22 protein-coding genes are annotated in these 25,136 nt (G+C 47.4%); 10 read left to right on the plus strand and 12 right to left on the minus strand.

Features of this window, described 5'->3' with window-relative positions:
• Positions 1-36 precede the first annotated feature (36 nt).
• Entirely contained in the window at positions 37-447 is a 411-nt protein-coding gene (locus NG796_RS05380; RefSeq protein WP_261204883.1) for a peptide chain release factor 1, read from the minus strand.
• Positions 448-744: 297 nt separating this feature from the next.
• Between NG796_RS05380 and NG796_RS05385 the strand changes: the two genes are divergently transcribed.
• Entirely contained in the window at positions 745-6,411 is a 5,667-nt protein-coding gene (locus NG796_RS05385) for an ATP-binding sensor histidine kinase (protein WP_261204884.1), read from the plus strand.
• A gap of 179 nt (positions 6,412-6,590) precedes the next feature.
• Here NG796_RS05385 and NG796_RS05390 read toward each other — a convergent pair whose 3' ends face one another.
• Complete coding sequence (locus NG796_RS05390; RefSeq protein ID WP_261204885.1) at positions 6,591-6,827, minus strand: acetyltransferase; 237 nt, start codon at positions 6,825-6,827, stop codon at positions 6,591-6,593.
• A gap of 433 nt (positions 6,828-7,260) precedes the next feature.
• On the opposite strand from NG796_RS05390, the gene NG796_RS05395 reads away from it, so the two are divergent.
• Complete coding sequence (locus tag NG796_RS05395) at positions 7,261-7,653, plus strand: DUF6464 family protein (RefSeq protein WP_261204886.1); 393 nt, start codon at positions 7,261-7,263, stop codon at positions 7,651-7,653.
• A 25-nt stretch (positions 7,654-7,678) separates the two neighbouring features.
• Here NG796_RS05395 and fmt read toward each other — a convergent pair whose 3' ends face one another.
• Positions 7,679-8,686, minus strand: a complete 1,008-nt coding sequence (gene fmt / locus NG796_RS05400) for a methionyl-tRNA formyltransferase (protein ID WP_261204887.1) — start codon at positions 8,684-8,686, stop codon at positions 7,679-7,681.
• An 80-nt stretch (positions 8,687-8,766) separates the two neighbouring features.
• On the opposite strand from fmt, the gene NG796_RS05405 reads away from it, so the two are divergent.
• Positions 8,767-8,976 carry a hypothetical protein gene (locus NG796_RS05405; RefSeq protein WP_261204888.1) on the plus strand — a complete coding sequence of 70 codons (210 nt, stop codon included), beginning with the start codon at positions 8,767-8,769 and terminating at the stop codon, positions 8,974-8,976.
• A gap of 154 nt (positions 8,977-9,130) precedes the next feature.
• Here NG796_RS05405 and NG796_RS05410 read toward each other — a convergent pair whose 3' ends face one another.
• Together NG796_RS05410 and NG796_RS05415 are read right to left on the minus strand one after the other, a co-directional pair.
• Positions 9,131-10,594 carry a DUF4335 domain-containing protein gene (locus NG796_RS05410; protein ID WP_261204889.1) on the minus strand — a complete coding sequence of 488 codons (1,464 nt, stop codon included), beginning with the start codon at positions 10,592-10,594 and terminating at the stop codon, positions 9,131-9,133.
• A complete protein-coding gene (locus NG796_RS05415) occupies positions 10,591-11,199 on the minus strand; it encodes a DUF3038 domain-containing protein (protein ID WP_317619273.1) in 609 nt (202 codons plus the stop codon). Before NG796_RS05415 ends, NG796_RS05410 begins: the two co-directional genes overlap by 4 nt.
• A 546-nt stretch (positions 11,200-11,745) precedes the next feature.
• Here NG796_RS05415 and NG796_RS05420 point away from each other — a divergent pair.
• The 7 genes from NG796_RS05420 to NG796_RS05450 all read left to right on the plus strand — a co-directional run bounded on the left by NG796_RS05420 (position 11,746) and on the right by NG796_RS05450 (position 16,142).
• Positions 11,746-12,258: an adenine phosphoribosyltransferase gene (locus NG796_RS05420; protein ID WP_261204891.1), complete on the plus strand. Its 513-nt coding sequence runs from the start codon at positions 11,746-11,748 to the stop codon at positions 12,256-12,258.
• Positions 12,259-12,381: 123 nt separating this feature from the next.
• Entirely contained in the window at positions 12,382-13,443 is a 1,062-nt protein-coding gene (locus tag NG796_RS05425) for an ABC transporter permease (protein ID WP_261204892.1), read from the plus strand.
• 116 nt (positions 13,444-13,559) lie between these two features.
• On the plus strand, positions 13,560-13,862 hold the full coding sequence (locus tag NG796_RS05430) for a hypothetical protein (RefSeq protein ID WP_261204893.1): 303 nt from the start codon (positions 13,560-13,562) through the stop codon (positions 13,860-13,862).
• Between the two features lie 46 nt (positions 13,863-13,908).
• Positions 13,909-14,685, plus strand: coding sequence for an SAM-dependent methyltransferase (locus NG796_RS05435; protein ID WP_261204894.1), 777 nt, complete (start codon positions 13,909-13,911; stop codon positions 14,683-14,685).
• Between the two features lie 178 nt (positions 14,686-14,863).
• Positions 14,864-15,208 (plus strand): cupin domain-containing protein, encoded by a 345-nt coding sequence (locus NG796_RS05440; protein WP_261204895.1) that lies wholly within the window; start codon positions 14,864-14,866, stop codon positions 15,206-15,208.
• 144 nt (positions 15,209-15,352) lie between these two features.
• On the plus strand, positions 15,353-15,658 hold the full coding sequence (locus NG796_RS05445; protein ID WP_261204896.1) for a BMC domain-containing protein: 306 nt from the start codon (positions 15,353-15,355) through the stop codon (positions 15,656-15,658).
• 121 nt (positions 15,659-15,779) lie between these two features.
• Entirely contained in the window at positions 15,780-16,142 is a 363-nt protein-coding gene (locus NG796_RS05450) for a carbon dioxide-concentrating mechanism protein CcmK (RefSeq protein ID WP_261201092.1), read from the plus strand.
• A 128-nt stretch (positions 16,143-16,270) separates the two neighbouring features.
• Here NG796_RS05450 and NG796_RS05455 read toward each other — a convergent pair whose 3' ends face one another.
• From NG796_RS05455 to glyA, 7 genes are all read right to left on the minus strand, one after another.
• Positions 16,271-16,627 (minus strand): circadian clock KaiB family protein, encoded by a 357-nt coding sequence (locus NG796_RS05455; RefSeq protein WP_261204897.1) that lies wholly within the window; start codon positions 16,625-16,627, stop codon positions 16,271-16,273.
• A 242-nt stretch (positions 16,628-16,869) separates the two neighbouring features.
• Complete coding sequence (kaiC, locus tag NG796_RS05460; RefSeq protein WP_261204898.1) at positions 16,870-18,594, minus strand: circadian clock protein KaiC; 1,725 nt, start codon at positions 18,592-18,594, stop codon at positions 16,870-16,872.
• A gap of 182 nt (positions 18,595-18,776) precedes the next feature.
• On the minus strand, positions 18,777-20,972 hold the full coding sequence (locus tag NG796_RS05465) for a Tex family protein (protein WP_261204951.1): 2,196 nt from the start codon (positions 20,970-20,972) through the stop codon (positions 18,777-18,779).
• A 112-nt stretch (positions 20,973-21,084) separates the two neighbouring features.
• Positions 21,085-21,678 (minus strand): 3-isopropylmalate dehydratase small subunit, encoded by a 594-nt coding sequence (gene leuD / locus NG796_RS05470; protein ID WP_261204899.1) that lies wholly within the window; start codon positions 21,676-21,678, stop codon positions 21,085-21,087.
• A gap of 145 nt (positions 21,679-21,823) precedes the next feature.
• Positions 21,824-23,227 (minus strand): 3-isopropylmalate dehydratase large subunit, encoded by a 1,404-nt coding sequence (leuC, locus tag NG796_RS05475; protein ID WP_261204900.1) that lies wholly within the window; start codon positions 23,225-23,227, stop codon positions 21,824-21,826.
• Between the two features lie 166 nt (positions 23,228-23,393).
• Positions 23,394-23,525 carry a hypothetical protein gene (locus NG796_RS05480; RefSeq protein WP_261204901.1) on the minus strand — a complete coding sequence of 44 codons (132 nt, stop codon included), beginning with the start codon at positions 23,523-23,525 and terminating at the stop codon, positions 23,394-23,396.
• 173 nt (positions 23,526-23,698) lie between these two features.
• Positions 23,699-24,982 carry a serine hydroxymethyltransferase gene (glyA, locus tag NG796_RS05485; RefSeq protein ID WP_261204902.1) on the minus strand — a complete coding sequence of 428 codons (1,284 nt, stop codon included), beginning with the start codon at positions 24,980-24,982 and terminating at the stop codon, positions 23,699-23,701.
• Between the last annotated feature and the right edge of the window lie 154 nt (positions 24,983-25,136).

Below are 25,136 nucleotides of genomic sequence, written 5' to 3' on the forward strand. Positions count from 1 at the left end.
TGGTGATGAAGCTTAACCGAGTGCCTCCAAGGGGAGTTAGCGGATATAAGGTCGGCCCTTCCAGAAAATGCCCACCACTACGGCGATAAAAGACCGTTCGGAAAGATCCACGAGTAACCCCGGGATGGGGAGAAGGGACTTAATGAAAAGCCCGAGGAGTATGCAAAAGGCTAAGGCCCACAGACTAGGGGTGTTGAGCATGGACCGATTCCAAAGTTCGCATCCATAGACGGCGATCGCCCCCATTCCGATCCCCCATGCAAACATCACCAAGATTCCCAGGGGAGGTGCATAGAGTAACGTCAAGGCATTCCCAAGGGCGCTGGATTGGCTCGCACCATAAGCCACCCAGACCTCGACTGCAGCCACAAGTTGGGTAGTGAGGCCCGCAACCGGCAGAAGGGAAGTCCAGGGCAAATATTTTAAGCGATCTAAGGGATTGCTCATGGGGAAAAAGGCCGCTAAATTATCTCTTAATTTTAAAAGAAATCGATGCAAATCCCAGATTGATCCGGGGTGATCCAGTGAGAGAACAAGGATAAATCACGAGAGCAAGGCATCGGGGAATAGATTCCCCCATCAGTGGCGTGATATTTAGTAGAGATTTGCTGATTATTTTTACAGACAAGGACAAGGGCTTAAGTTAAACTGAGAAAACAAAGGCAAGCCCGGTTCGTAACAGAATGTGCCGACTGAGCGATCGCCACCCTAAAACCCGTTTGAACCCACCCCGAGAAGACTTGTTTGAACCGTTCTGGGGGTATTTTAACTTTTCCCTATTCTGACTGGACCAATCTACCCACTGGACCTATGATAGAAAGCCAAATACCGACCCAAGCCCTCAACGGTTTTAGAATCATTGATCAACTGAGCCAAAATGCTCGGTCCAGCGTCTATCGCACCATCCGATCACGGGATAACTTACCGGCGATCGTGAAAATCTTGCACTCAGAGGGAACCAATGCCGGAGATTTTAGCCGATACAAGCAAGAGTATGAAATTTATCGGCTCAATTTAGATGGAGTAGTGCAGACTTATGGCCTCCAAAAGTATAACCAGGCGATCGCCTTAATCTTAGAAGACTTTGGCGCAGAATCCCTCAAACAATTCATCAAAAATCGCACCTTGACTCAGGCGGAATTTTTAACCCTTGCCATTCAAATTGCCGAAGCCCTGGGTTCCATACATAGTGCCAACATCATCCACAAAGATATCAATCCCGAGCATATCCTCTTCAACCCCGAAACCGAAGAAGTCAAGCTGATTGGATTTAGCATTGCCACCATTGTTTCCCAAGAAAATCCCCCCTTAAAAAATCCTAACCTCTTAGAAGGTACACTGGCCTATATGTCCCCGGAACAAACCGGCAGGATGAACCGCACCCTGGATTATCGGACCGATTTTTATTCCCTCGGCGTCACCCTCTACGAACTCCTGGTCAACCAACTTCCCTTTACCAGTCCCGAACCGATGGAACTGGTCCATTCCCATCTGGCAAAACAGGCAATTCCCCCCCATCAAATTGACCCCTCCATTCCAAAAGTTATTTCCGACCTCGTAATGAAATTGCTGTCTAAAACCGCAGAAGACCGCTATCAAAGTGCGTGGGGACTCCAAGCCGATTTGGTCGTCTGCTTGATGCAATTAGAGGCAACTGGAGAAATCGAAGAGTTTATCTTAGGGGAAAATGATATTTGCCGAAAATTTAATATTTCTCCTAAATTTTATGGACGACTAACTCAAATTAAAACCTTATGGAATGCTTTTGAGCGCACCTTGAACTCCCAACGAGAAGTGATGGTAGTCATCGGGGAAAGCGGCATCGGGAAAACTGCCTTGGTGCAGCAACTCGAATCCCCGATTGCTAAAAAAAATGGCTATTTTCTTTCTGGAAAGTTTGACAAAAATAAGCAGGATATTCCCTATCTAGGCTGGATTAAAGCCTTTGATGAATTAGTGGCTAACCTGCTCATGGAACCCGACGATCGCCTCAAATGCTGGCAAGAGCAACTGAAGATAGCATTGGGAAACAATGGACAAGTCATTGTGGAAGTAATTCCCGAAATGGAGCTAATTTTGGGCAAGCAACCACCCATCACAAGTTTATGCCCAGCCGAAGCCGAAAATCGCTTTCATCTGACGTTTCAAAATTTCCTCAAAGTCGTCGCCACTCCCCACCATCCCTTAACCCTATTTTTAGATGATATTCAATGGGCAGATGCCGGGTCTTTGCAATTAATTGAACGGCTGATGACGGTAGCCGATCCGGGACTCTTTTTAATTTTATCCTATCGGGAGATAGAAGCGCCCCTCCCCGGCAGAGATACGGTTCCCCTAGTTTTAGAAAGGTTGGCCCACATCGAGCAAACCGGAGGAATTGTCAATCGTATTGAGTTAGAACCGTTAAACTTAGCGAGTATCAATCAGCTATTAGCCGATACCTTTCAATGCTCTTTACGACAAGCCGGACCTTTGGCGGGATTAGTGGTAGATAAAACCGGAGGAAATCCCTTTTTTATTCAAGAGTTTTTGAGAGCGTTGTATGAGGATGGGTTAATTGAATTTGATAATAAAAGTTTAGCATGGCAGTGGTCCATTGAGAAAATAAAAAGACGAGGGATTACAGATAATGTCGTGCAACTGCTGGCGGCGAAAATCCGCAAGCTGGGGGAACGAGAGCAATCCGTACTCAAGTTGGCGGCTTGTATTGGTAAACGCTTCGATCTGCAAACTTTGGCGGCTATTTCCAAGCAGTCTGTGAAAGAAACGGCGGCGAATTTGCGAGCAGGAGTCACCCAAGGGTTTGTGTTACCGGCAACGGAAAGTGCCGACTGGTCCGTGACGATCGCGGAATGGAAAGCCAACACTCATGAAGAAGCCAATTTGGATTGCTTGATCGCACACTACAAATTTGTACACGATCGCATTCATGCCGCTGCTTACTCTCTGATTTCCGATACCGCCAAGTCGGCGGTGCATTTGAGCATCGGACAATACTGGCTCAACCAGACTCAGAGCGATCGCCGGGAGGAGATTCTATTTGATATCATCAATCAACTCAATAAAGGTATCTCACTAAGTGCTTCTCCCGGGGAGCGAACACAAATTGCTGAATTAAACCTACAAGCCGGACAAAAAGCCAAGCGATCGTCCGCCTACCAAACGGCGCTCAACTATCTCAATCAAGGCATTCAACTCTTAGGGAGCGATCGCTGGCAAACCCACTATGACTTAACCTTTACCCTGTATCAAGAAGCCACCGAAGCGGCTTATTTATGCGCGGATTTCCAGCAAATGACGACCTTAGCTCATCCCGTCATTGAAGCCAGCAAAACCCTGCTAGATGCCGTCAAAATTTATGAATTCAAAATTCAAGCTTGTATGGCCCAGGCTCAACCCTTGGAAGCTGTACAAATTGGCGTACAAATTGCCCAACAACTGGGGATTAATTTAATATCTAATCCCACCCGAGCAGATATCCAAAGGCAACGAGAAAAAAACCAAGCGGCAATGGGGGACAAAGAGCCAACTGACTTACTGGCATTACCTGTCATGATGGAACCCCAGAAACTCGCCGCCATGAGAATTCTCTCTAGCTTGATATCCGCAGCCTATCAAGCCGCCCCTTCCTTACTGCCGCTGATTGTATTTGAACAGGTCAACTTATCCATTGCATCGGGAAATTCACCCTGGTCCGCCTTTGCTTATGCCACTTATGGGGTGCTTTTATCGGGCTTATTTTGGGAAATTGAACTCGGGTATAAATTTGGACAATTAGCCTTAAACCTGTTATCCCAGTTCGGTGCAGGTCAAGCCAATGCTAAAATTTTAACGATGGTAGAAGGGCTAATCAATCCTTGGGCCGTACATCTCAAAGACACCTTAATTCCATTACAAAATGCCGAACGGAGTGGGGTTGAAAATGGAGATTTAGAATGGGCTTCTTATGCAGCCAAAAACCGTTGTCAAAATTTATACTTTATTGGAAAAGACCTCAATGAAGTAGAACGGGAAATGTTGTCTTTGAGGCATTCCCTCACCGACTGGCAACAGATGAACGTCGTGCAATGGAATGAAATCTATCGGCAAGCAGTGCTGAATTTGTTGGGAAGAAGTGAGAGTTCATATCAGTTAGTGGGAGAAGCCTATAATCGAGAACAAGCGCTTTCGTTGATGCTCACTGCCAATGATCGGAACGGACTGCATGATTACTTTGTGAATCAATTAATGCTGTGTTATTGGTTTGAAAATTACGACGAAGCGCTGATGAATGCCGAAGAAGCTCAGAACTATTTAGATGGAGCGATCGCCTTGCCGGTGGTGGGGCTGTTTTATTGGTATGATTCTCTGACGAGAATGGCTCTATGCGATCGCGCACCGGAAGAAGACCGAAAACTTCTCCTCAAAAAAGTCGCCACGAATCAAAAAAGGCTGAAAAAATGGGCCGATCATGCCCCGATGAATTATTTGCATAAATCTTATCTCGTTCAGGCCGAAAGAGACCGGGTTCTGGGTCACAAATTGCAGGCAATGGAGGGATATGATCTGGCTATTCAACTCGCCACCGAACAGGAGTATGTGCAAGAAGCAGCCCTCGCCAACGAATTGGCCGGGAAATTTTATTTAGGATTAGGAAAAATCACCCATGCGAAAGCCTATATGCAGGAAGCGCGGGAGGGATATAAAAAATGGGGAGCAACCGCAAAAGTGCAGCAGTTGGAGTCTACCTATTCCCACTTGTTACCCGTCACTCCGGAGCAATTTCCTCCCACGAATGCACAGAAACTAACCCCGAGGGGAGTCTCCGTTTCTCGGGAGAGTAGCGATCGCCTGGATTTGACTACAGTTTTGAAAGCTTCACAAGCGATCGCCAGTGAAATTGTCCTCGATAAATTGCTGGCAACCCTGATGAAAACTGCCATTGAAAATGCCGGAGCCGAAAAAGCATTTTTAATTTTAGATGTTGAGGGCAAACTGTTGATATCAGCTTCCGCTTCTACGGCGGCTGAGGCAGTAACGGTCGAACAATCTCTGGATCTGGAAACTTGCGCCGATTTACCCGTGGCGATCGTCAAATATGTGGCGCGAACTGGCTCTAATTTAGTTTTAAGTGATGCCGCTTATGAAGGAGCATTTACCAAGGAGCCTTATGTGGTGGCTCATCAGTTAAAATCCTTGTTATGTACCCCAATTGTGAACGGGGGAAAAACATTAGGAATCTTATATTTAGAAAATAATTTAACCCGGGGAGCTTTTACCCGGGACCGCCTAGAAATTTTGAAAATTCTCTCCTCCCAAGCAGCGATCGCGTTGGAAAATGCTCTGCTTTATGCCAACTTGGAAGCCAAAGTACAAGAGCGTACTCAGGCTTTAAATCAGGCCAATGATGCCTTAAATGAAAAAAATCTGCGCTTATCCCAAACCTTAGAAACCCTCAAACAGACCCAAACTCAACTCATTCAAACGGAAAAAATGTCCAGTCTGGGGCAAATGGTGGCGGGAATTGCTCATGAAATTAATAATCCCGTGAGTTTTATCTATGGAAATCTTAATCATGCCGAAGAGTATCTGGATGACTTGTTTAATTTAGTTTATCTTTATCAACAGCATTATCCGGATTCAAAACCTGAAATTCAAGCAGCGATCAAGGAGATGGATCTGGAGTTTTTATTGGAAGATTTACCTCGGTTGCTCTCTTCCATGAAAACCGGGGCCGATCGCATTCGCCAGATTGTTCTAGGATTGCGAAATTTCTCTCGTCTGGATGAATCAGCGATGAAAGAGGTTGATCTTCATGAAGGGATTGATTCTACCCTGTTAATTTTGCAGTCTCGTCTTACAAATAATGATCGACATTCGGGAATTGAAGTGATCAAAGAATATGGCAACCTCCCGAAAATTACCTGCTATGCCTCCCAAGTGAATCAGGTGGTGATGAATATTTTAAATAATGCGATCGATGCAATGGATGAGTGTGAGGGATTCTGGGTTCAGAACAACGAAGAAGGACCCGGTTATTCTAGATCCTCCGTAACTTCTGCGGCAACTTCTAGTCAAATGATTCCAGCGGATTTATACCCAGAGAAAACCCGCGTACCGAGAATTATCCTGCGCACCGAAGTGAGCGATCGCGATTGGGTTCAGGTGCGGATTGCGGATAATGGTCCGGGGATCAGTGAACAGGTCCGGTTGAAAATTTTCGACCCCTTTTTTACAACAAAACCCGTCGGCAAAGGGACGGGTTTAGGACTCTCAATTGCTTACTCCATTGTGGTGGAAAAACATGGGGGAAAACTACGCTGTATTTCCACCCCGGGAGAGGGGACAGAGTTTATCATCAGTTTACCCATTACGCCGCGATCGCCCGGTGAAATCGAGGGAAAAAAACCGTGCGATCGCGTCAGAGAATAGACCGCTTGCAAAAAAAGGATTAATCCCCCCAAACCCCCTTAAAAACGCCAATCGGCTTTAAAGAATTTTGTAAGAGATCTAATAAGCAGCGCCATTACCGCGAGGGAATACGCAAGTACCCCCTCGCAGCCGTTCATCTGAGGACTCTCGTCCCTAGCGCCTATAGGGTCATTTCTGCGTTATCCTGCTGACGATGACACGGTTGGTGCAGAAGCCCGATAGTTCGGATCGAGCCAGCAGATGGGTAGGGTTTCCCCCGAGGGGAATTTCAAATCTTCTTTCGCAAAAGCCTCCACCTCTTGCATTTCTTCTCCTGCATGAGAGCGGCCCTCAACTTCACCGCAACTGGGGTCAGACAAATCCTCTGTTTTGACAATTTCAATCAAATTGCCCGTGGATTTTTGTTCTAAAAACATATCAATTTCTCCGGTTTAGATCTAGGGAATTGTGATTTTTTATGCTTTGATTGTGAGTGCTTGTGCAAGGCGCTTGGATTACGCTGCTTTGGTTTTAGCTGCCGACTTGATGTTATAGATTGAGAAATAAAAATTTTGGACAGCTTTTCTAGTTTAAATTATACCGAATTTTAGGGGGGTTAGACAGGTTCGTGATCATTCTGAAAAAGGGGTAATTTAGAAAAACCCTTAGCCGGTTCGGGGTGGAAGTGCTCCAGAGCAAGCCCAGGGGAGAAGGGTTAACCTGAAAAGAGGGCGTTGGGAAACGGGGGGATAACAGGCGATCGCTCACGGGACTCACAGAAGAGTCAAAGATAAAGGGATCTGGAGAAGTCTCTGCATCCAGGGGTGGTGTAAGGTAACGTAAAAAGGTAAAGAACATTACAGAGGAATCATGGAACCAGATTCTTTACCGACAGAGGTGATATTGACCAAACCCTCGCAATCCTTGGGGAAAGTGCATTTAGATTGGAATCCGCAACCGGGGCACTATCTGGATCTTGAAGGAAAAACTTATGCCGTTTTAGAACGCCGTCATCGATATCAACTGAAATCGGGTCGTTATCGGTTGCAAAATATTGCTCTGTACGTTCAGTCAGCGCAGCGACCGATTGAAAAAAGCCTTGTAGAGGGGCGCTGGGTGATTGGAGAGGCCAACTGCCGCTTCAATGCTAAATCTGAACTGATTCGCTGTGCCGTGAATCCCGAGGGACCCTGTGCAGGATGTCGTTTTTTTGAACCCTTAACCGAATCCGAATCTCCAGAGACGCGATCGCTTCCGACTTAGGCATCGATCGCGTTTCTATTGGCACTTAGGCATTCCCGTTACCCAACATTTCCCCCGCGAGTAGATGCATCCCATTGGCAAAATCCCAACCTGATTGAGCGCGTTTACCCGAAAGCTGGACTTGTTGTAAGAGTAAAAAACCGTCGCCGGTTTGAATAATAGGCCCGATATGTTTGGCAATACTGACAATTTCACCAGGTTTGCCCTCTCCCGGATAGAGGGCAGGCCAATTATGTTCAAGAACGGTAAAAGACGGGGGAAGCTGGTCCCAGTAGCGATCGCCCACCGGCGCAGTCGCGATAATTTTGAGGTCTTGGCCGCGAAATTGCGCCATGCAGTTGGGAAAAAAGCCGCGAATTTGGTTATGGAGGGCGATCGCACTGCGGGACCAGTCCAGCACATAATCCTCCTTCTGAATTAACGGCGCATAAGTCGATTCCGCATCATTTTGGGGGACCGCTTGAATTTGCTGACGCCCTAACTTCACCACGGTTTTCAGCAACAACTCCGCCCCTACTGTCGAGAGCGTACGCGCCAAGCGATCGGCATTGTCTAACAGTTCGATGGGCACTTCCGCCTTGAGCAACATCGGTCCGGTATCTAATCCGGCCTCCATTTGCATCGTCGTGACGCCGGTAACCGCGTCCCCATTGTACAGAGACCATTGAATCGGAGCAGCCCCCCGATATTGAGGTAAGAGAGAGGCATGGACATTCACACAGCCGAGGGCAGGCATATCCAAAATTTCCTGAGATAAAATCTGTCCATAAGCCACCACCACGAATAAATCTGCCTGAGCTTGTCTCAAAAACGCCAGGGTATCAGCATCTTTTTTGACTCGTTCGGGCTGCCAGATGGGCAGATTATGAGCTAAAGCTAAACTTTTGACCGGGGACGGGTCCAATTGACTGCCGCGACTGCGACGTTTATCGGGCTGAGTGACCACTGCTAATACGTCAACCTCGGGAGTGGCTAACAGAATTTGCAAGGTGGGAACAGCAAAATGGGGAGTACCGAAGAAGACAACTTTCATGGTGCGTCAGCGCTCAGTGGTAGGTGGTTAAGGGGGGACTGATCAGAATGGAAGGCTCCGGAGTGGATAAGAATGGACTATTGCCAATCAACAGATTACATTTAGCAGCGATCGCCCTCCCTTGGCAATTGGGAGTTTCCCCTTGCTGGAGTCAGTCTGACCCCACCCACCTAAACCCCTGGGTTGTTTCCCCTCAGTCTGGGTCGAAATCAAAAGCTCACGTTCGCTTTGATCATCAGCAAGCAGCCCAAGTCCTATCCCAGTCTGTTTTTGTTGGCGATTCGGACTAACTCCAAGGCGGGATCACTCAGGGGACCCCGGGGCAAAATTCCCGATTGTATGGAAGGAGCGAACCGGGTTAGGGAACGGTGTGAGGACTGGACTGAAGCACCCTATCCGTGAGGGAGTATCAAGGAAGGGCGGGGCGCTTGCCCCAGATTCCGCCTACCGAAAACCTTTCCAAGGGCTAACCTGCAAAATGCCCCCGGAGGTAAAAACCACTCGGAATTCAGCCAAAGAGGAATTACTGCCGGTGGTGTTGCGGACATAATCGGCGGAGGGTTGATGCAACTCCGTTAGGGGAGTTTGATCTAGGCTCGTCGTGGCGAGTGCATCTGTTGCTTCGTAGTCCACGATCGCCCCTTCTGCATTCACCCAAATCCGATAGATCAGGTCCCGCTCAAAGTCGGGATTTTGGGTCCAGGCTCGGTCAATCGTCTCGTAAACCTGCTGTTGTAACGATTCCAGAACGACGGGATCTTGAATATCTGCCACGGGAGTGACTTCCGGGACCTCAGAGCGATCGCTTTCCTCTTCTTCAGAGCGATCGCTTTCCTCTTCTTCCTCAGAGCGATCGCTTTCCCAAGGGCTTACCTGAAGCGTGTTTGGGGGTTCAAACACTACTTTAAATACAGCTACTTCTTCCGCTGTTGCCGTCCCCCCATCCACAGGAATATAGACCAAATCCAAGAGGGGGGTTTCATCTTGATAATCTTGTGCCGCTTGGTTTTCCGGTTTATAGCCCAGAATCGCCCCATCACTCCCAGCGGTGACTTGATAGATTAACGCCTCGCTAAAAGTTGGAGTGGTTCTCCAGGCCCCCTCAATTTGGTTATAAACCTCCTGTTTCAGACGCTGCAATTCCGCGACATCAGTAATCTGTTGATTGCTCATCGGGGTGATGCCGAACCCGGCAGCACCAGGGGGGGAACCTGCTGGACTGCTGCCGGGACCATTGCCACTGGCGATCGCCGCTGTTCCCTGGCTCGACTCCTCGGAACTCTCTTCTGGGACGGGTTCGAGGGGACGTTGATATTCCGGAATGGGCATAAAGAAAAAGGCCAGGGCCGCGATCGCTAAACTCGATAGGCCCACCGTTGCCGGTAATGCGCGTTTGGCGACGGGTTCATGAACCTTCGCTTCTTGTCGGCTCAGGGGTCTTAAATTACCGTGGATCTGGGGTAATGTCTGGGTATCCGCACAAAATTGATCCACTGCCTCCACCAAGTCAAACAATTGCACTGCGCTCAAATCAATCTCAATCGGCGCACTGTTATAAGACTCCTGGGGTTGGACAATCAAGCGGTGCAAATTGGGATTAATTTTGTGCAACTGTACCGGCGTGGGGGCCCCATCTGGGCGTTCCACCGGAATCGTATAGAACGAGAAGCGCTTGACCCCACTCAAAAATTCTTGGGCATAGTGGCTGACTACGGTCACTAAACTTTGAAAGAACTCCTGTCCCCCAGCAATGGGTTCTTTACGGGGGGGTAAATAGCACTCAGCACTGACCAAAATCGACATCAGAGGTCGGGCACCATCCTGGCGATCGCCCGAGGGATTCTCGTCGGTTAATCCCTCTAACACCAGCTTGCAAGTCGGTAAACTATATTGACGTTGAATGCTCATTCAACCTCTCCATCAAACAAACTGAACCACAACCGTTGCATCCCTGCTGTCCCGGTACAAAACAGCAATTCCCCGAGCAGTTCCATTGCCAGGTCATTTAACTTTTCATTGGTATTATAAATCGCCACCCCCGCACGGCGCGGATTCATCCGACTCCGGAAATGCGCCCGGAAACGCTCTAGGTAATGAGATAATCGCAAATGATGCTCCAGGGGAATTTGTTTGTGTTGCAATTGCTGATAGTCCGTGAGTAACTGCCGAATTGTGACGGTCATCCTTCGAGCTAATTTACAAGCGATCGCGACCAACGCCTTGGCTTCCTCTAAACTCAGGGGGCGACGTTGACTATAGCGCCGCAGGGGATTAGTGCTTCGCAGCATCCAGAGGAAGACCCGATTTTTAATGATATCTTGCAGTTGTTCTTCTTTGGCGACGGCTAAGATCGATTGAGCTGCATTCAGATCCAAGGCTTCGATCGCCAACAGCAGCAAGTCAATTTGCAACCGGGCGCGTCTGGGGCATCCCCGCCCGGAAAACCCTGGGGGTTCCGGCAGATGCCCTAAAATGATGGGAGTGGTTGTTTCGGGTGGATGGGTTGTTTGCATTACGCTTACCGGAGCATTCATTGTAGTAATTAGCCTTGATGGATGACTGACTTGAGTGCAATTGACCGCAAGGTTTCCTTCTCTAACTTTGATTTTAGTATTGACCTAAAGCGTTGATCTTTGATCTAGCGATCCAAACGATCCTGTTGCCTCACCTTTCTGGTCAGAGCAACTGCCACCAGGGAACGCCCAAATGTTTTATTCTACCAATCCAGCGCCTTACCCCAAAAAAGATCCCAGGTTTTACCGGATTTGGGGAGGGATGTCGCTTGAAGAGGGCGACGGGGATGAGGAACCTCCGGGCTGAGTCCTCCTGGGTAATGGTAGGATTTAAAGCGCGATCGCACCCTTGCCGGTTTTATTCTAGCGACCGCCTCGGTCGGCGATCGGTACAGTAGAGGGCAGACCCTTGGATTGCGGTGCAAATTCTGTCCCCATTCGTCATCAATCCGGTCCCAAAAACCCAAGTCTGGGCCCGTGATTTACCCCTGATTGAAGACTGAACCCACCTCCTAGGCACTCTTTCATCTTCTAAACTTTACTTCTATGGATATAAAATCTCTAGTTCGTGACATTTCCGACTTTCCCAAACCGGGCATTCTGTTTCGGGATATTACCACCCTCCTGCGAGACCCCCAGGGTTTACGGTATGCGGTGGATACCATGACAGAAAAATGTGCCCCTCTCCAACCCGATTGTATCGTCGGCATGGAGTCTCGGGGGTTCCTGTTTGGGGTCCCCCTCGCGTATCAACTCGGCATCGGGTTTATCCCCGTCCGCAAACCCGGTAAATTACCCGCCCCTTGTCACGAAATTGAGTACGAGTTGGAATATGGTAGCGATCGCCTTTCCATGCACCAGGACGCCATCCAACCGGGGACTCGGGTCTTAATTGTAGATGACTTGATTGCCACTGGAGGAACTGCCGTTGCCACCGTCCAACTTTTAGAACTCGCCCAAGCTGAATTGGTTGGCTTTTGCTTTTTAATTGAATTGCAGAATTTGAAGGGACGACAAAGACTCCCCAATGTCCCCATTCTAACTTTGATAGAGTATTAGAACTAACGGGGCTGGATTCTCCCACCCTCTCTCCCCGGCTTTGTGACTGCCTAAAAGCGCCAACCTTTACCACCTAATTCACCCAACAATCATAGAGGTTGTTACCCAATACAAATAAAACCTATGGCTATTACTAAAGACCCCTCGGGTCCCCAACCCCTAGATCCGGCAAAAGACCGCTTAACTAACGCCTTCCGTAGCGAAACCTTTTTATATGTGGTTAAGCGCTTATTACAAGCCTTATTAACCCTATTACTAGCCTCTGCTTTGAGTTTTGCCATTATTCAACTTGCCCCGGGAGATTACTTAGATACCTGGCGGCAAAATCCCCAAATTGCCCCAGAAACCTTAGATGCTTTGACCAAAAGATTTGGTCTGGATCTCCCTCCCATTGAACAGTATTTCCGCTGGCTAATTCAAATTATCACTCGTGGGGATTTTGGGTATAGTTTCAAATATCTTCGCCCCGTGACTGAATTACTATGGGAACGGATTCCCAATACCCTGCTCTTGTCTTTTTCTTCTTTAATCCTAACTTGGGCGATCGCCATTCCTTTGGGGATTATCAGTGCCGTTCAACAAAATACCACCCTTGACAAATTCTTACGCACCCTCAGTTACATGGGACAAGGATTTCCCAGCTTTATTACTGCCTTGTTATTCCTGTTTTTAGCCCAAAGACTCTCTCCCCTCTTTCCCGTTGGCGGCATGACCAGTATTTACTACAATGAACTGACTCCCTTCGGCAAAGTTGTGGATATTGCATGGCACATGATTTTACCCACCCTCGCTCTCTCGATTACCAGTTTTGCTGGGTTGCAACGGATTACTCGGGGGGAATTATTAGATGTTCTTCGTCAAGACTACATTCAAACTGCCCGTGCTAAAGGATTGCCGGAAAATCGCGTCGTTTACGTTCATGCCCTCAGAAATGCTATCAATCCCTTAATTACCATTTTAGGCTTTGAATTTGCTAGTTTACTAAGTGGGGCATTTATTGCCGAATTTTTCTTTAATTGGCCCGGTTTGGGACGGTTGATTTTAGATGCAGTCCGAAGTCAAGATATTTATCTAGTCATGGTCAGTTTGATGATGGGAGCAGTCATGTTAATTGTCGGCAACTTATTAGCTGACTTACTCCTCAAATCCATTGACCCGCGCATTAAGTTAGCGAATCTCAAATAGTCGAAAATCAGGGGAAATTCCGATAAAATTTTATCCGAACTTCCCCTGATTTTCAATTGTTCTCAACAATATTTCGGGCTGTTTTATCACCCTTAATCGAAACCTTTTAGATAATTATGTACTCCCAAATTCATTATTTAATTCGGTCCAACATTGATGGCAGCTATATTGTAGCCCATCCCGATCGCAGAAATAACCCAGACAAACCCACAGACTCCGGCTATTTGCTGCTCTTTCGCGAACATTTTGATGCCTTAACCTATATGAATAAATATGCCCCGGACTTGAAAGATCGAGTGGCGATCGAATCCCTACCAGGTTCTCAGCTCGGTGCTATACTAAATCGGTGGGGGTTTATAGGAGTGGGTCTCGTTCAAGACCCCCTGCTACCCCGGGTAGAATTTTTAACAAAAAGTTAAGGGATTTTAACCCCTTGTTGGCATCAAAAATCAGGAAGTTAATATCATGACAACTGTCCCTTTAAATTTTAAAACAGCCCCAGGACATCAAATTTTAGCCGCTGCGGGGAAAACCGTTCTCAGACCCGGAGGACGGGCGGCAACTGAGCAGTTATTGGAATGGGCTAATTTTCAAGGGGGAGAAACGGTATTGGAGTTAGCCTCCAGTTTTGGTGAGAGTGCGATCGCCATTGCCAAACGGTTTGGAGTGCGAGTAGTGGGAGTAGAAAAAAATCCCCAAAGTGTTGAGCGATCGCGCCAAAATATTCGCGATGCCGGATTAGAATCTCAAATCGAAATTATCGAAGGAGATATTTTTCATTTAGAGGAGATTCCCGGAGAATTTGATTATGTTTTAGCCGAGGCAATTTTAACCCTGCAATCCCTCCCGGGAAAAACTAAATTGGTCAAATCCATTCGCCAAAAACTCAAACCGGGCGGCAAATTTCTCTCCCAAGAAATGCTCATTCGGGACAAAGAAGCAGAAATTCATAAAGTCTTAGCTCAAGTGATTCGGGTCAATTCCTCTCCCCTTTCCCTCACCCATTGGCAAGCACTTTATGCAGAAGCTGGGTTACAAGTGCAGCAAACCGATAGCGGAGGCATGGAATTATTAAGCTTGAAACAACTGATTCGCGATGAAGGATTGGGGGGAACTATCCGCATTGCCAAAAATATCTTAACCAATCCGCCCTTACGAGAACGGGTGTTAGAAATGCGCCAGACTTATCTTAACTATCAAAAAGAATTAGGCTACGTCACCTTTTGCGCGATCGCTCAATAAAAATTGAGGTCTAATTTAACTTAAAAACCCTGATTCTTTCAGTCCTAGGCGGGGGAATATTCCCGCCAAACTAGGACAATTCAAGGAAACCGCCCCAAGTTTATAGATTGCTTGGTAAAATTTAGGGACAACCCCTTGAATTCAAGGGGCTGCAAGAATAATAGGAGTAAAGATAACCATGACTGCGATCGCCCCTAATAACGCATCGTTTACAACCCAATTAAAAACCCTGATTGAATATCCCACCGCTGGGGTTTTAAGCAAAGTCGTCTTGCAAGATAAAGCCTGTCAATATACCTTATTTTGCCTAGCTGCCGATACGGATATTTCTGAACATACTGCCCCTCGTAATGCCACAGTCCATGTGATTGAAGGGCGAGGCATCCTCACCTTAGAGGGGAAAGAAATCATCCTAGAACCCGGTGTTTTTGTATTCATGCCCGGTAGTGCCCCTCATGCTTTAAAAGCCCAAGAAAATTTAGCCTTTTTGCTGACTTTTTCTGAAAATCCTAAAGCCAACTAAAACCCGAGGGAGAGTAGGCGAGGCAGTCCCCGCAACCCTGAGCTTAATTCTCCCATCGGGCGATCGGTACTTAGCGGTAAAAACGGGCGAAAAACCCCATACAATTAAGGGATATCTTTTATCGTTCGAGGAGACAGAGCGAGAATGCCTGCTGCTGTTGGAGTAATTCAAACATTAGGGTTTCCGGCTGTGCTTGCCGCTGCTGATGCGATGGTTAAAGCCGCCCGAGTCACCCTCGTGCATTATGATTTAGCGGAACGAGCCGAGTTTATGGTGGTGATTCGCGGACCTGTTTCTGAGGTGGAAACAGCGATGGCGGCAGGAATTGCCGCCGGAGAGAACACCCCTGGGGGTGTAGTCGTGACCCATTATATTATTGCCAATCCCACCGAAAATGTGGTCGATGTCATGTCGATCGGCTACACCGATGCAGTGGAACAGTGGCGATGATTCCTGCCCCTACCCAGAACCCAGCAATTCTAAAATAATCCGCATCTGAAGACTAAATGTGTCAACAAGCTGCGTAAAATTGGGTTTGGGAGTTTTACCGTTTTGATTGAGGAAATAGAGGATGCCATCACAGCAAGCAGTTGGAGCACTTGAAACCAAGGGGTTTCCAGGAATTTTAGCAGCAGCAGACGCGATGGTGAAAGCAGGTCGCGTCACCTTAGTGGGATATATTAGAGCCGGAAGCGCACGCTTCACCGTGATGATTCGGGGGGATGTCTCGGAAGTCAAAACGGCAATGGCGGCTGGAATCGATGCCGTAGAGCATACATTTGGGGCGACCTTAGAAACGTGGGTGATTATTCCGCGTCCCCATGAAAACGTGGCATCGGTGCTACCGATTGACTACTCCGATAGTGTGGAAGAATACCGGCAAGCAACAGAAGGGATGAGACTGCCTCGGGGAAATGGTGCACCGCCGCTCTAAGCACAGATGAGGGAGGAGTCCCCAGAATTGGGGCGCACACCATCGTGCGCTCCTTCTCTTGCATCGGCTGGATCACAGGAGTGCTGTGAAGCCTCAAACCGCCTTGAACTCTCCATCATTTGCCCCGATTAATTGGAGCGATAATAGTTAATATCTAACCCCAGCAAGACCTTTTCCGTATTCGCCAAATCCCCAATAAACTTCTGTAGCGGGGGCGGCAGTTTCTTGACTAAAGTGGGAATGGCAATAATTTGTTCTTGCTCCATCATTTCTGGCTGTTCATAAATATCAATAACTTCTAATTCATATCGTCCCGGTAAATATTCTTCACAAATATTTTTAATTTTGTTGAAAGCCCGATTAGAATTGGGCGTATTTCCAGCAATAAATAATCTAAGTAAGTATTTTTCCTGCGGGGGTCGCGACAAAAACTCTTCAAATACATCGACCTCGGGTTTAGAGATTTTTTCTGAATTGTTTTCCATGTTTTTTTCCTTGAATGAGTCACTGATAGCATGGGCTACTCCTAACAGAGAAATAGCAAAAGTTTCAACATTGATACGAATTTTGGTAAGTCCGGGGAAGAGGGTTCGTTAGTCCTTCCAGACTTGGCGGGGGAATATTCAAATTGGAGGCTGTAGACCAGTTTTTACGAGGGATAATCTCTTCTGACCCACAACAGAAGGGTGACTCGCTCTTTCACCCATCACGGAATAATTTAAACCCACTATAAGCCAGCATTCCCCTCAACCCGTCGCATTTCCCCCATTTTGATTTCTGTTTCTCGGTGAATTTTTTCCTCCAACTCTTCTTTATGGATCATCCGTTCTATTTCCGCTTTTTCTAATTCAAAATCAGCTTGTAGGGCCTGGATTTTGGCTTCAATCACCGCTCGTTTTCGTTCGATGTTTCGTTGTTTGGTTTCAATTTCTTTTTGCCGCAGTAATGTATCTGCTTGTTCGCGAGATTCCTGGACGGCGCGCGCTGAACCCGTCAGGACCCCTCCGGGTCCAAGATACGCTTTGATTAATTCTACCCCGGATGAACTGAGCCGAAATTCCCGGACTTGATTGGAGTGTTCCATGCCACGAGATTTGAGCAGGTAAAGTAATCGATTCCGTTCACCATTGGTTTCCATATCTCGCAGCATCAGCCAGGTATCCATTAATGAAGAAACACCGATATCAGTGCGTTCTAAGGAGGTACTGCTGCTGATGGTGAGACTCGTCATCAAACTGGTGATAATGTGGGTTTTCAGAAAGTCTATGAGGCGCATCAGAAAAGATTTGACCTCGATATCATTGCCGACATAATGCAGGTTAGAAATCGGATCGACAATCACCACCTGGGGTTTTAAGGTCTCGATCGCATGATAAAATTTAACCAGGTGCATTTCTAACCCATACAGGGTCGGGCGGACCGATTGGAAGACCAGCAGACCATCTTGAACGCAACTTTCTAAGTCTAACCCAATTGATCGCATATTCCGAATAATTTGGTTAGGAGATTCTTCAAATGCAATGTACAAACATCGTTCTCCCCGGCTACAAGTGGCGTGAGCAAAATGTGCCGCTACTGTGCTTTTTCCTGTACCGGCAGTGCCACTAATTAAAACGCTACTGCCGCGATAATATCCCTGACCTCCCAACATGGCATCCAGGCGGTCAATTCCCGTAGAAATTCGTTCCGTAGAAACTTTATGATTCAGTCCAATCGAGGTAATGGGGACAACAGAAATTCCGTCCTTTTCAATTAAAAAGGGATACTCATTACTGCCATGTTTGGACCCCCGATATTTGACGATGTGTAAAGTCCGAGTGGCAATGCGATCGCTAACTTGCTGTTGCAAACGGATGACACAATCGGAAACATATTCCTCTAATCCTTGGCGGGTGAGGGAATTTTCCCCACTTTCAGCAGTAATAATCGCCGTAACCCCTTTCTCTTTCAGCCACCGAAACAACCGCCGCAGTTCGGATCGCACGATCGCCTCATTGTCCAATCCGCCAAAGAGCACTTCTAGGGTATCCAAGGCAACGCGCTTGGCTTGGACGCGATCAATGGCGATCGCCAATCGCAGAAATAATCCTTCTAAATTATATTCTCCCGTTTCTTGAAACTCGCTGCGATCGATATGCACATAATCAATCCCTAATTTTTTTTGGTCTTGTAAGGCTTTAACATCCCACCCTAGGGAAATGACATTTTGTCTTAATTCTTCGGCGGTTTCTTCAAAAGACAGAAATACCCCCGGTTCATCATAGTCCTCAACTCCTTTGATTAAAAACTGCATCGCCATCAAAGTTTTCCCACAACCGGCTGTTCCACAGACTAACGTCGGTCGTCCTTGGGGTAATCCACCGCCGGTTATTTCATCCAAACCTCGAATACCCGAGGGACATTTTGTTAACTCCTGGGGTTCATTTTTTCCCTTAAAATTTTGTTGAATCATAATTTTACAACTGTATTTTTGAAAGATTAGACAATGATTACACTGTCATTATTATATCGCGCCCTCGGTTCTCTCTCAGTCTGCATCAACCCAGATAACGACTGAAGTCGTTACTACAAACGGGGTGATTTAGTCATTTCCCCAGTTCGTAGTAACGACTTCAGTGGTTTTTTTCTCCCTGTTTAACGAGGTCTACGGTTGACTCCGCTGCTGGGATTGGGTTTTTCCTGCTGCGATCGCATGGTGAGACTAATCCGCTTTAATTTTTCATCCACGGAAAGGACACGCACTTTCACCACTTGTCCTACTTTAACCACTTGATTCGGATTATCCACAAAGCGATCGGCGAGTTGAGAAATATGCACCAATCCATCCTGATGCACCCCAATATCCACAAATGCGCCAAAGTTGGCAACATTGGTGACTACTCCTTCTAATTCCATTCCTGGTTGCAAATCCGTCAGTTCATTCACTCCTTCTTTAAAGGTAGCGGATTTAAACTGAGCACGAGGGTCTCGTCCCGGTTTTTCTAACTCGGCAATGATATCCCTTAAGGTGGGAATTCCCACTAAATCAGTGACATATTTATCCAGTTTCACCGATTTGAGTTGGTCCGATGCTTTGGCAATCTCTGTTAACGGGACATTCAAATCAGCGGCGATTGCCTTCACCACCGGATAACTCTCCGGATGCACTGCGGTATTATCTAAGGGATTCTCTCCCCCGCGAATTCGTAAAAATCCCGCCGCTTGTTCGTATGTTTTCGGTCCTAATTTTGCCACTTTCAGCAATTGACGGCGATTTTTAAACGCCCCATTTTCATTGCGATAGGCGACAATATTTTTAGCAATTGTGGGGGTTAATCCGGAAACAAACGTCAGTAATTCCTTAGAGGCAGTATTCAAATCTACGCCAACATAGTTGACGCAACTTTCTACGGTTTCCTCTAATTTTTTCCGCAATAACTTTTGGTCTACATCATGTTGATATTGACCCACTCCAATGGATTTTGGGTCAATTTTCACCAATTCTGCTAACGGATCTTGCAACCGTCTCCCAATACTAATCGCACCCCGAACCGTTAAATCTAAATCGGGAAACTCCTCCCGCGCCACATCACTGGCAGAATAGATAGAAGCACCGGATTCATTCACCATCACCTTAATTGGTGGGGGAGTACAGGTTTTAATCACGTCTCCAATAAAGGCATCAGTTTCTCGTCCCGCAGTTCCATTACCAATGGCAATCAATTCGATTTGATACTTAGCAATTAGGGTTTTAATGGTTTTTGCTGCTTCTGGGCGCTGCCGATCGCCAGTGTGGGGGAAAATGGTGTGATATTCTAAAAACTGCCCAGTGCCATCAAGAACCGTGACTTTGCATCCGGTTCTAAATCCGGGGTCAATGGCGATCGTGGGTTTCATCCCCGCAGGTGCAGAAAGTAATAACTCCCGTAAATTAGATTCAAAGGTGCTAATAGAAGCGAGATCCGCCTCTAGTTTTTTGAGCGATCGCACCTCAGTCGTTAGAGAATTCTTCATCAACCGATTAAACGCATCTTTTATCATCTCTCGATAAAAGTTTTTAATCTCTGGAACCTTGGTTTTAATCTCCTGCGACTCCAAATATCCCAACACCTGAGATTCATCAAAATCTAAATCTAGGGTGAGAATTTCCTCCTTTTCTCCCCGGAACAAAGCTAACAAATTGTGCGGTGCAATATCCTTGACTTTGGCCTGATAATCCCGGTACATTTCATATTTGGTACTTCCTTCGGGATGCTCATCTTTAATCTGGGAGACAAATCGCCCTTCCTGTAAAAAATAATCCCGCAAATAGGCGCGAGATTCTGCTCGTTCCGAGACCGCTTCTGCTAAAATATCCGAAGCACCTTGGAGAGCCTCTTCTACTGTATTAATTCCCTGTTCTGGGGAGAGATATTTCGCTGCTTCTGCTGCTAAACTGGCGGTTGCTTTGCTCAAATTGAGGGCAGCAATCCACTCTGATAAGGGTTCTAAACCTTTTTCTCGGGCAACAGTGGCGCGAGTTCTGCGCTTGGCGCGATAGGGAAGATAGAGGTCTTCCAGTTCAGTTTTTTGCTGACAAGATTCAATTTTTTGCTTCAGTTCATCGGTGAGTTTTCCCGCTTGAGAAATTGCTTCTAAAATTACTTTTTTACGGTCTTCAATTTCCGTAATATAAGCAAACCGTTCCGCAATATCGCGTAACTGAACCTCGTCTAAAGACCCGGTACGTTCTTTCCGATACCGGGCAATAAAGGGAATCGTTGCCCCTTCCTGTAACAATTCTAAGGCATTTTCTACTTGCCACAGATTCACAGAAAGTTCTTGACTGATAAGATGGGGAATGTTGAGCATGGCTTTTTTATCCAGTAAGGCGTTCAATCCCTACTTAATCGCTAAACTCGCTAAAAATTTAAAAGGATTGAGGGGGTAAATTACCCCCGGTTACAAGGCATAGTTGCGATCGCTATTTCCAGGCGAGATAAGGCAATTGAGCAGCGGTATCCCGGATGGAATCGCGATTACCGACTAATTGTCCACAAGTATCCCAGGTGCCCGTAGTGAGCATTTGGTGGGGACCTGCTGCCATATTAACCGATGCACTAAATCCTGGAAACTGTACTTGTTTCGCCTCTACATCTAAGGTGATTTCCAGGTTAGGATTATCGGCGATCGCCTCTTGCAAAGTTTTCACTGTGGCAGGGTCAGCGGTGACACAGGCAACCCCCATCGCTACACAATTGCCAAAGAAAATCTCAGCAAAACTTTCCCCAATAATGCCATCTATTCCCCAGCGGGCGATCGCTTGGGGTGCGTGTTCCCGACTGGAACCACAGCCAAAATTCGCATTCACCACTAACAATTTCGCCTCTTGATATTGGGATTGGTCAAAGGGATGAGTGCCATTAGATTGGGCGCGATCGTCCTTAAAAACTTCTTCCCCCAACCCATCAAACGTCACACAGCGCAAAAACCGCGCCGGAATAATGCGATCGGTATCAATATCATTCCCTACCAGGGGAATTCCCCGGCCCTGAATGATTTTTACTTCACTACTCATCGATATTTTTCTCCTTGATTTGCTCTTAATAGCGACAATTGCTGGGGGTTTAAACCCCCAGGTAATAGCTAAAGTCTGTTAAAACCGACTGCCATAATTTCGTGATTTCTCCGACGTTCGTAGTAATGACTTCAGTCGTTAATTCTTACAACAAATCCCGAACATCAGAAACCGCGCCCTTAATAGCAGCCGCAACAACCATTGCCGGACTCATTAATAACGTGCGACCCTCCGAAGATCCTTGACGACCTTTAAAATTCCGATTAGAAGAAGAGGCACTAATTTGACTGCCTTGCAACTTATCGGGATTCATTGCCAAACACATAGAACAGCCCGACTCACGCCATTCAAAGCCCGCTTCTAGGAAAACTTTATCTAATCCTTCCGCTTCTGCTTGCTTTTTCACATCTTCAGAACCGGGGACAATAAAGGCTTTAATTCCTGGTGCAACGTGATGACCTTTGGCGAATTTTGCTGCTTCTCGCAAGTCACTAATTCGCCCATTGGTGCAGCTTCCAACAAAGCAAACATCTACTTTTGTTCCCGCAATGCGATCGCCTGGATTTAGTTTCATATAGCGATACGCTTCTTGCGCGATCGCCCGATCGCTCTCCGATAATTCCTCGGGAGTGGGAATCGTTTCATTGATGCCAATTCCTTGTCCCGGTGTAATTCCCCAAGTCACCGTCGGCGCAATGTCTGCCGCATCAAAAACGACCACATCATCATATTCCGCATCCGCATCACTGCGGATACTCGTCCACCACTCTACCGCCTTATCCCACTCTTCCCCTTTCGGTGCAAATTCTCTCCCTTTGAGATAGTCAAACGTCACCTGATCTGGATTAATATATCCACATCGCGCACCGCCTTCAATCGCCATGTTACAAACGGTCATCCGTTCTTCCATCGACATTTGCTCAAAGGTGGTTCCGGCATATTCGTAAGCATATCCCACGCCGCCATTCACCCCTAATTTACGGATTAGGTGCAGGACAACATCTTTAGCATAAACCCCGGGATTCAGAGTGCCATTAACCTCAATTTTCCTAACTTTGAGCTTAGATAAAGCTAATGTTTGGGAGGCAAGAACATCACGCACTTGACTGGTACCAATTCCAAAGGCGATCGCCCCAAATGCGCCATGAGTTGAGGTGTGTGAATCCCCACAGGCGATCGTCATTCCCGGCTGGGTGAGTCCCTGTTCCGGTGCAATCACATGGACAATTCCCTGCCGTCCTGACCCCACATTATAAAAGCGAATATTATGCGCCTTACAATTGTCCTCTAACGCAACAATCATCTCTTCTGCCAGGACATCGGCAAAGGGACGCGCTTGATTTTCCGTGGGTACAATATGGTCTACCGTTGCCACCGTCCGTTCTGGAAACAACACCTTCAGTTCCCGTTCGCGCAACATGGCGAAGGCTTGGGGACTGGTGACTTCGTGGATGAGGTGCAGTCCAATAAACAACTGGGTTTGTCCGGAGGTTAGAGTACCGACGGTATGTAAATTCCAAACCTTATCGAAAAGTGTCCCCTTACTCATAACTTGATCGGGCTTCGTTGATGGGTGCAATCTTTTATCTTAGAGCGAATCGTCGGCAAGGTGTTGGAATTTGCAGGTTTTGTTAAAGATTGAGGTCATTGGTCATTGGTCATTGGTCATTATTCTGAAGTGCACCTCGGGTCCCCTCCCCTTGGCAAGGGGAGGGTTAGGGTGGGGTCCCTCTTGGGCGATCGCACCTCACGCACTCTTTGCAGCGATCGCGCCTGGAGACTAAGGAAACCTCTTTCTTCATGACATGGCGTAAGCGCGTCACCGCCGACACCCTCCAACGAACCATTCCTCTTGACCTGCTTACGCAGGTCAAGAGGACCCCACCCTAGCCCTCCCCTTGCCAAGGGGAGGGGACCGGAAGTACCGTTAGCGGAGATTGAGGAGATGGATCTGCGTGACTTGGCGTCAGCCAAGTCACGCGGCAACGACTGAAGTTGTTACTACAAACTGAGCTATCTTCTACGCTAAGGCAGGAACGGGAATAGTCAAGTGGGGATAGAGGGGGAAGCGATCGCATAGACTGGCGACTCGTTGGCGACAGTCGGCTGCTACGGAATCATCCTCGGGGTTTAACAGGCGATCGCTGATGATGTTGGCAATTTCGGTAAATTCCTTCGTTCCCATGCCGCGTGTGGTCATGGCAGGGGACCCTAGGCGCAGTCCACTGGTGACGAACGGCGATTGGGGATCAAACGGAACCGTGTTTTTGTTCGCGGTGATATGCACTTCGCTAACCAGTTTATCGGCTAGTTTACCCGTCATATCAACCGATCGCAGGTCCAGCAGCATCAAATGATTATCTGTCCCATCGCTCACCAATTTCAGTCCTCGGCTTTGCAATTGCGCTGCCATTGCTTGAGCATTAGCAATCACTTGGCCCGAATAGGCTTTAAACTCAGGTTTGAGGGCTTCTCCGAAGGCGACGGCTTTTCCGGCGATGACGTGCTCTAAGGGACCGCCTTGAGTACCCGGGAAGACGGCTTTATCGAATTTTTTACCCAGTTCCTCGTCGTTGGTGAGGATTAACCCACCCCGAGGACCGCGTAGGGTTTTGTGGGTGGTGGTGGTGACAACGTGGCAGTGGGAGAGGGGATTGGGATGATGTCCCGTAGCGACTAATCCGGCGATGTGGGCAATATCCGCCATGAGATAGGCCCCAACTTCATCGGCGATCGCCCGGAATTTCTCGAAATCAATGATTCTGGGATAGGCAGAATAGCCGCAAATTATCATTTTCGGCTGATGTTGCTTCGCCAAGTCCCGAATTTGGTCATAATCGAGGCGTTCGGTTTCGCGACTGACGCCGTAATGTTCGACTTTAAACCATTTGCCGGAGACGTTCACCGGCGACCCGTGGGTTAAATGTCCTCCATGCGAGAGGTCCATCCCCATGATGGTATCCCCCGGTTGCAACAGGGCTAGAAATACGGCAAAATTGGCCTGTGCGCCGGAATGGGGTTGCACATTGGCATGGGCGGCACCGAATAACTGTTTGGCGCGATCGATGGCGAGTTGTTCAATTTTATCAACAAATTCGCACCCGCCATAATAGCGCTTACCGGGCAATCCTTCGGCATATTTGTTGGTCAGAACTGACCCTTGGGCGGCTAAAACTGCGGCAGAGGTAAAGTTTTCGCTGGCAATCAGTTCGATGCCATCCCGTTGGCGCTGTAATTCTTGCTGGATGTAACCTGTAAGCTCTGGATCGGTGGTTGCTAGAAAGTCTAAGTTGGTCTGAGTCACGGCTGAACCTCTATCAGAAGAAAACAAAACTATCACAAATCTTGGGGAACTGGCTAGATCAACTGGGCTGTTTTGATGCGCGAGTCCAGAAGCCAGAATCACAGGGGCCACCAGAGGGCGATCGGGAAAATTCCAGGATTTGAGACTATTGATT

Origin of the sequence: Laspinema sp. D2d, from assembly GCF_025370755.1 — a bacterium.
GTDB lineage: Bacteria > Cyanobacteriota > Cyanobacteriia > Cyanobacteriales > Laspinemataceae > Laspinema.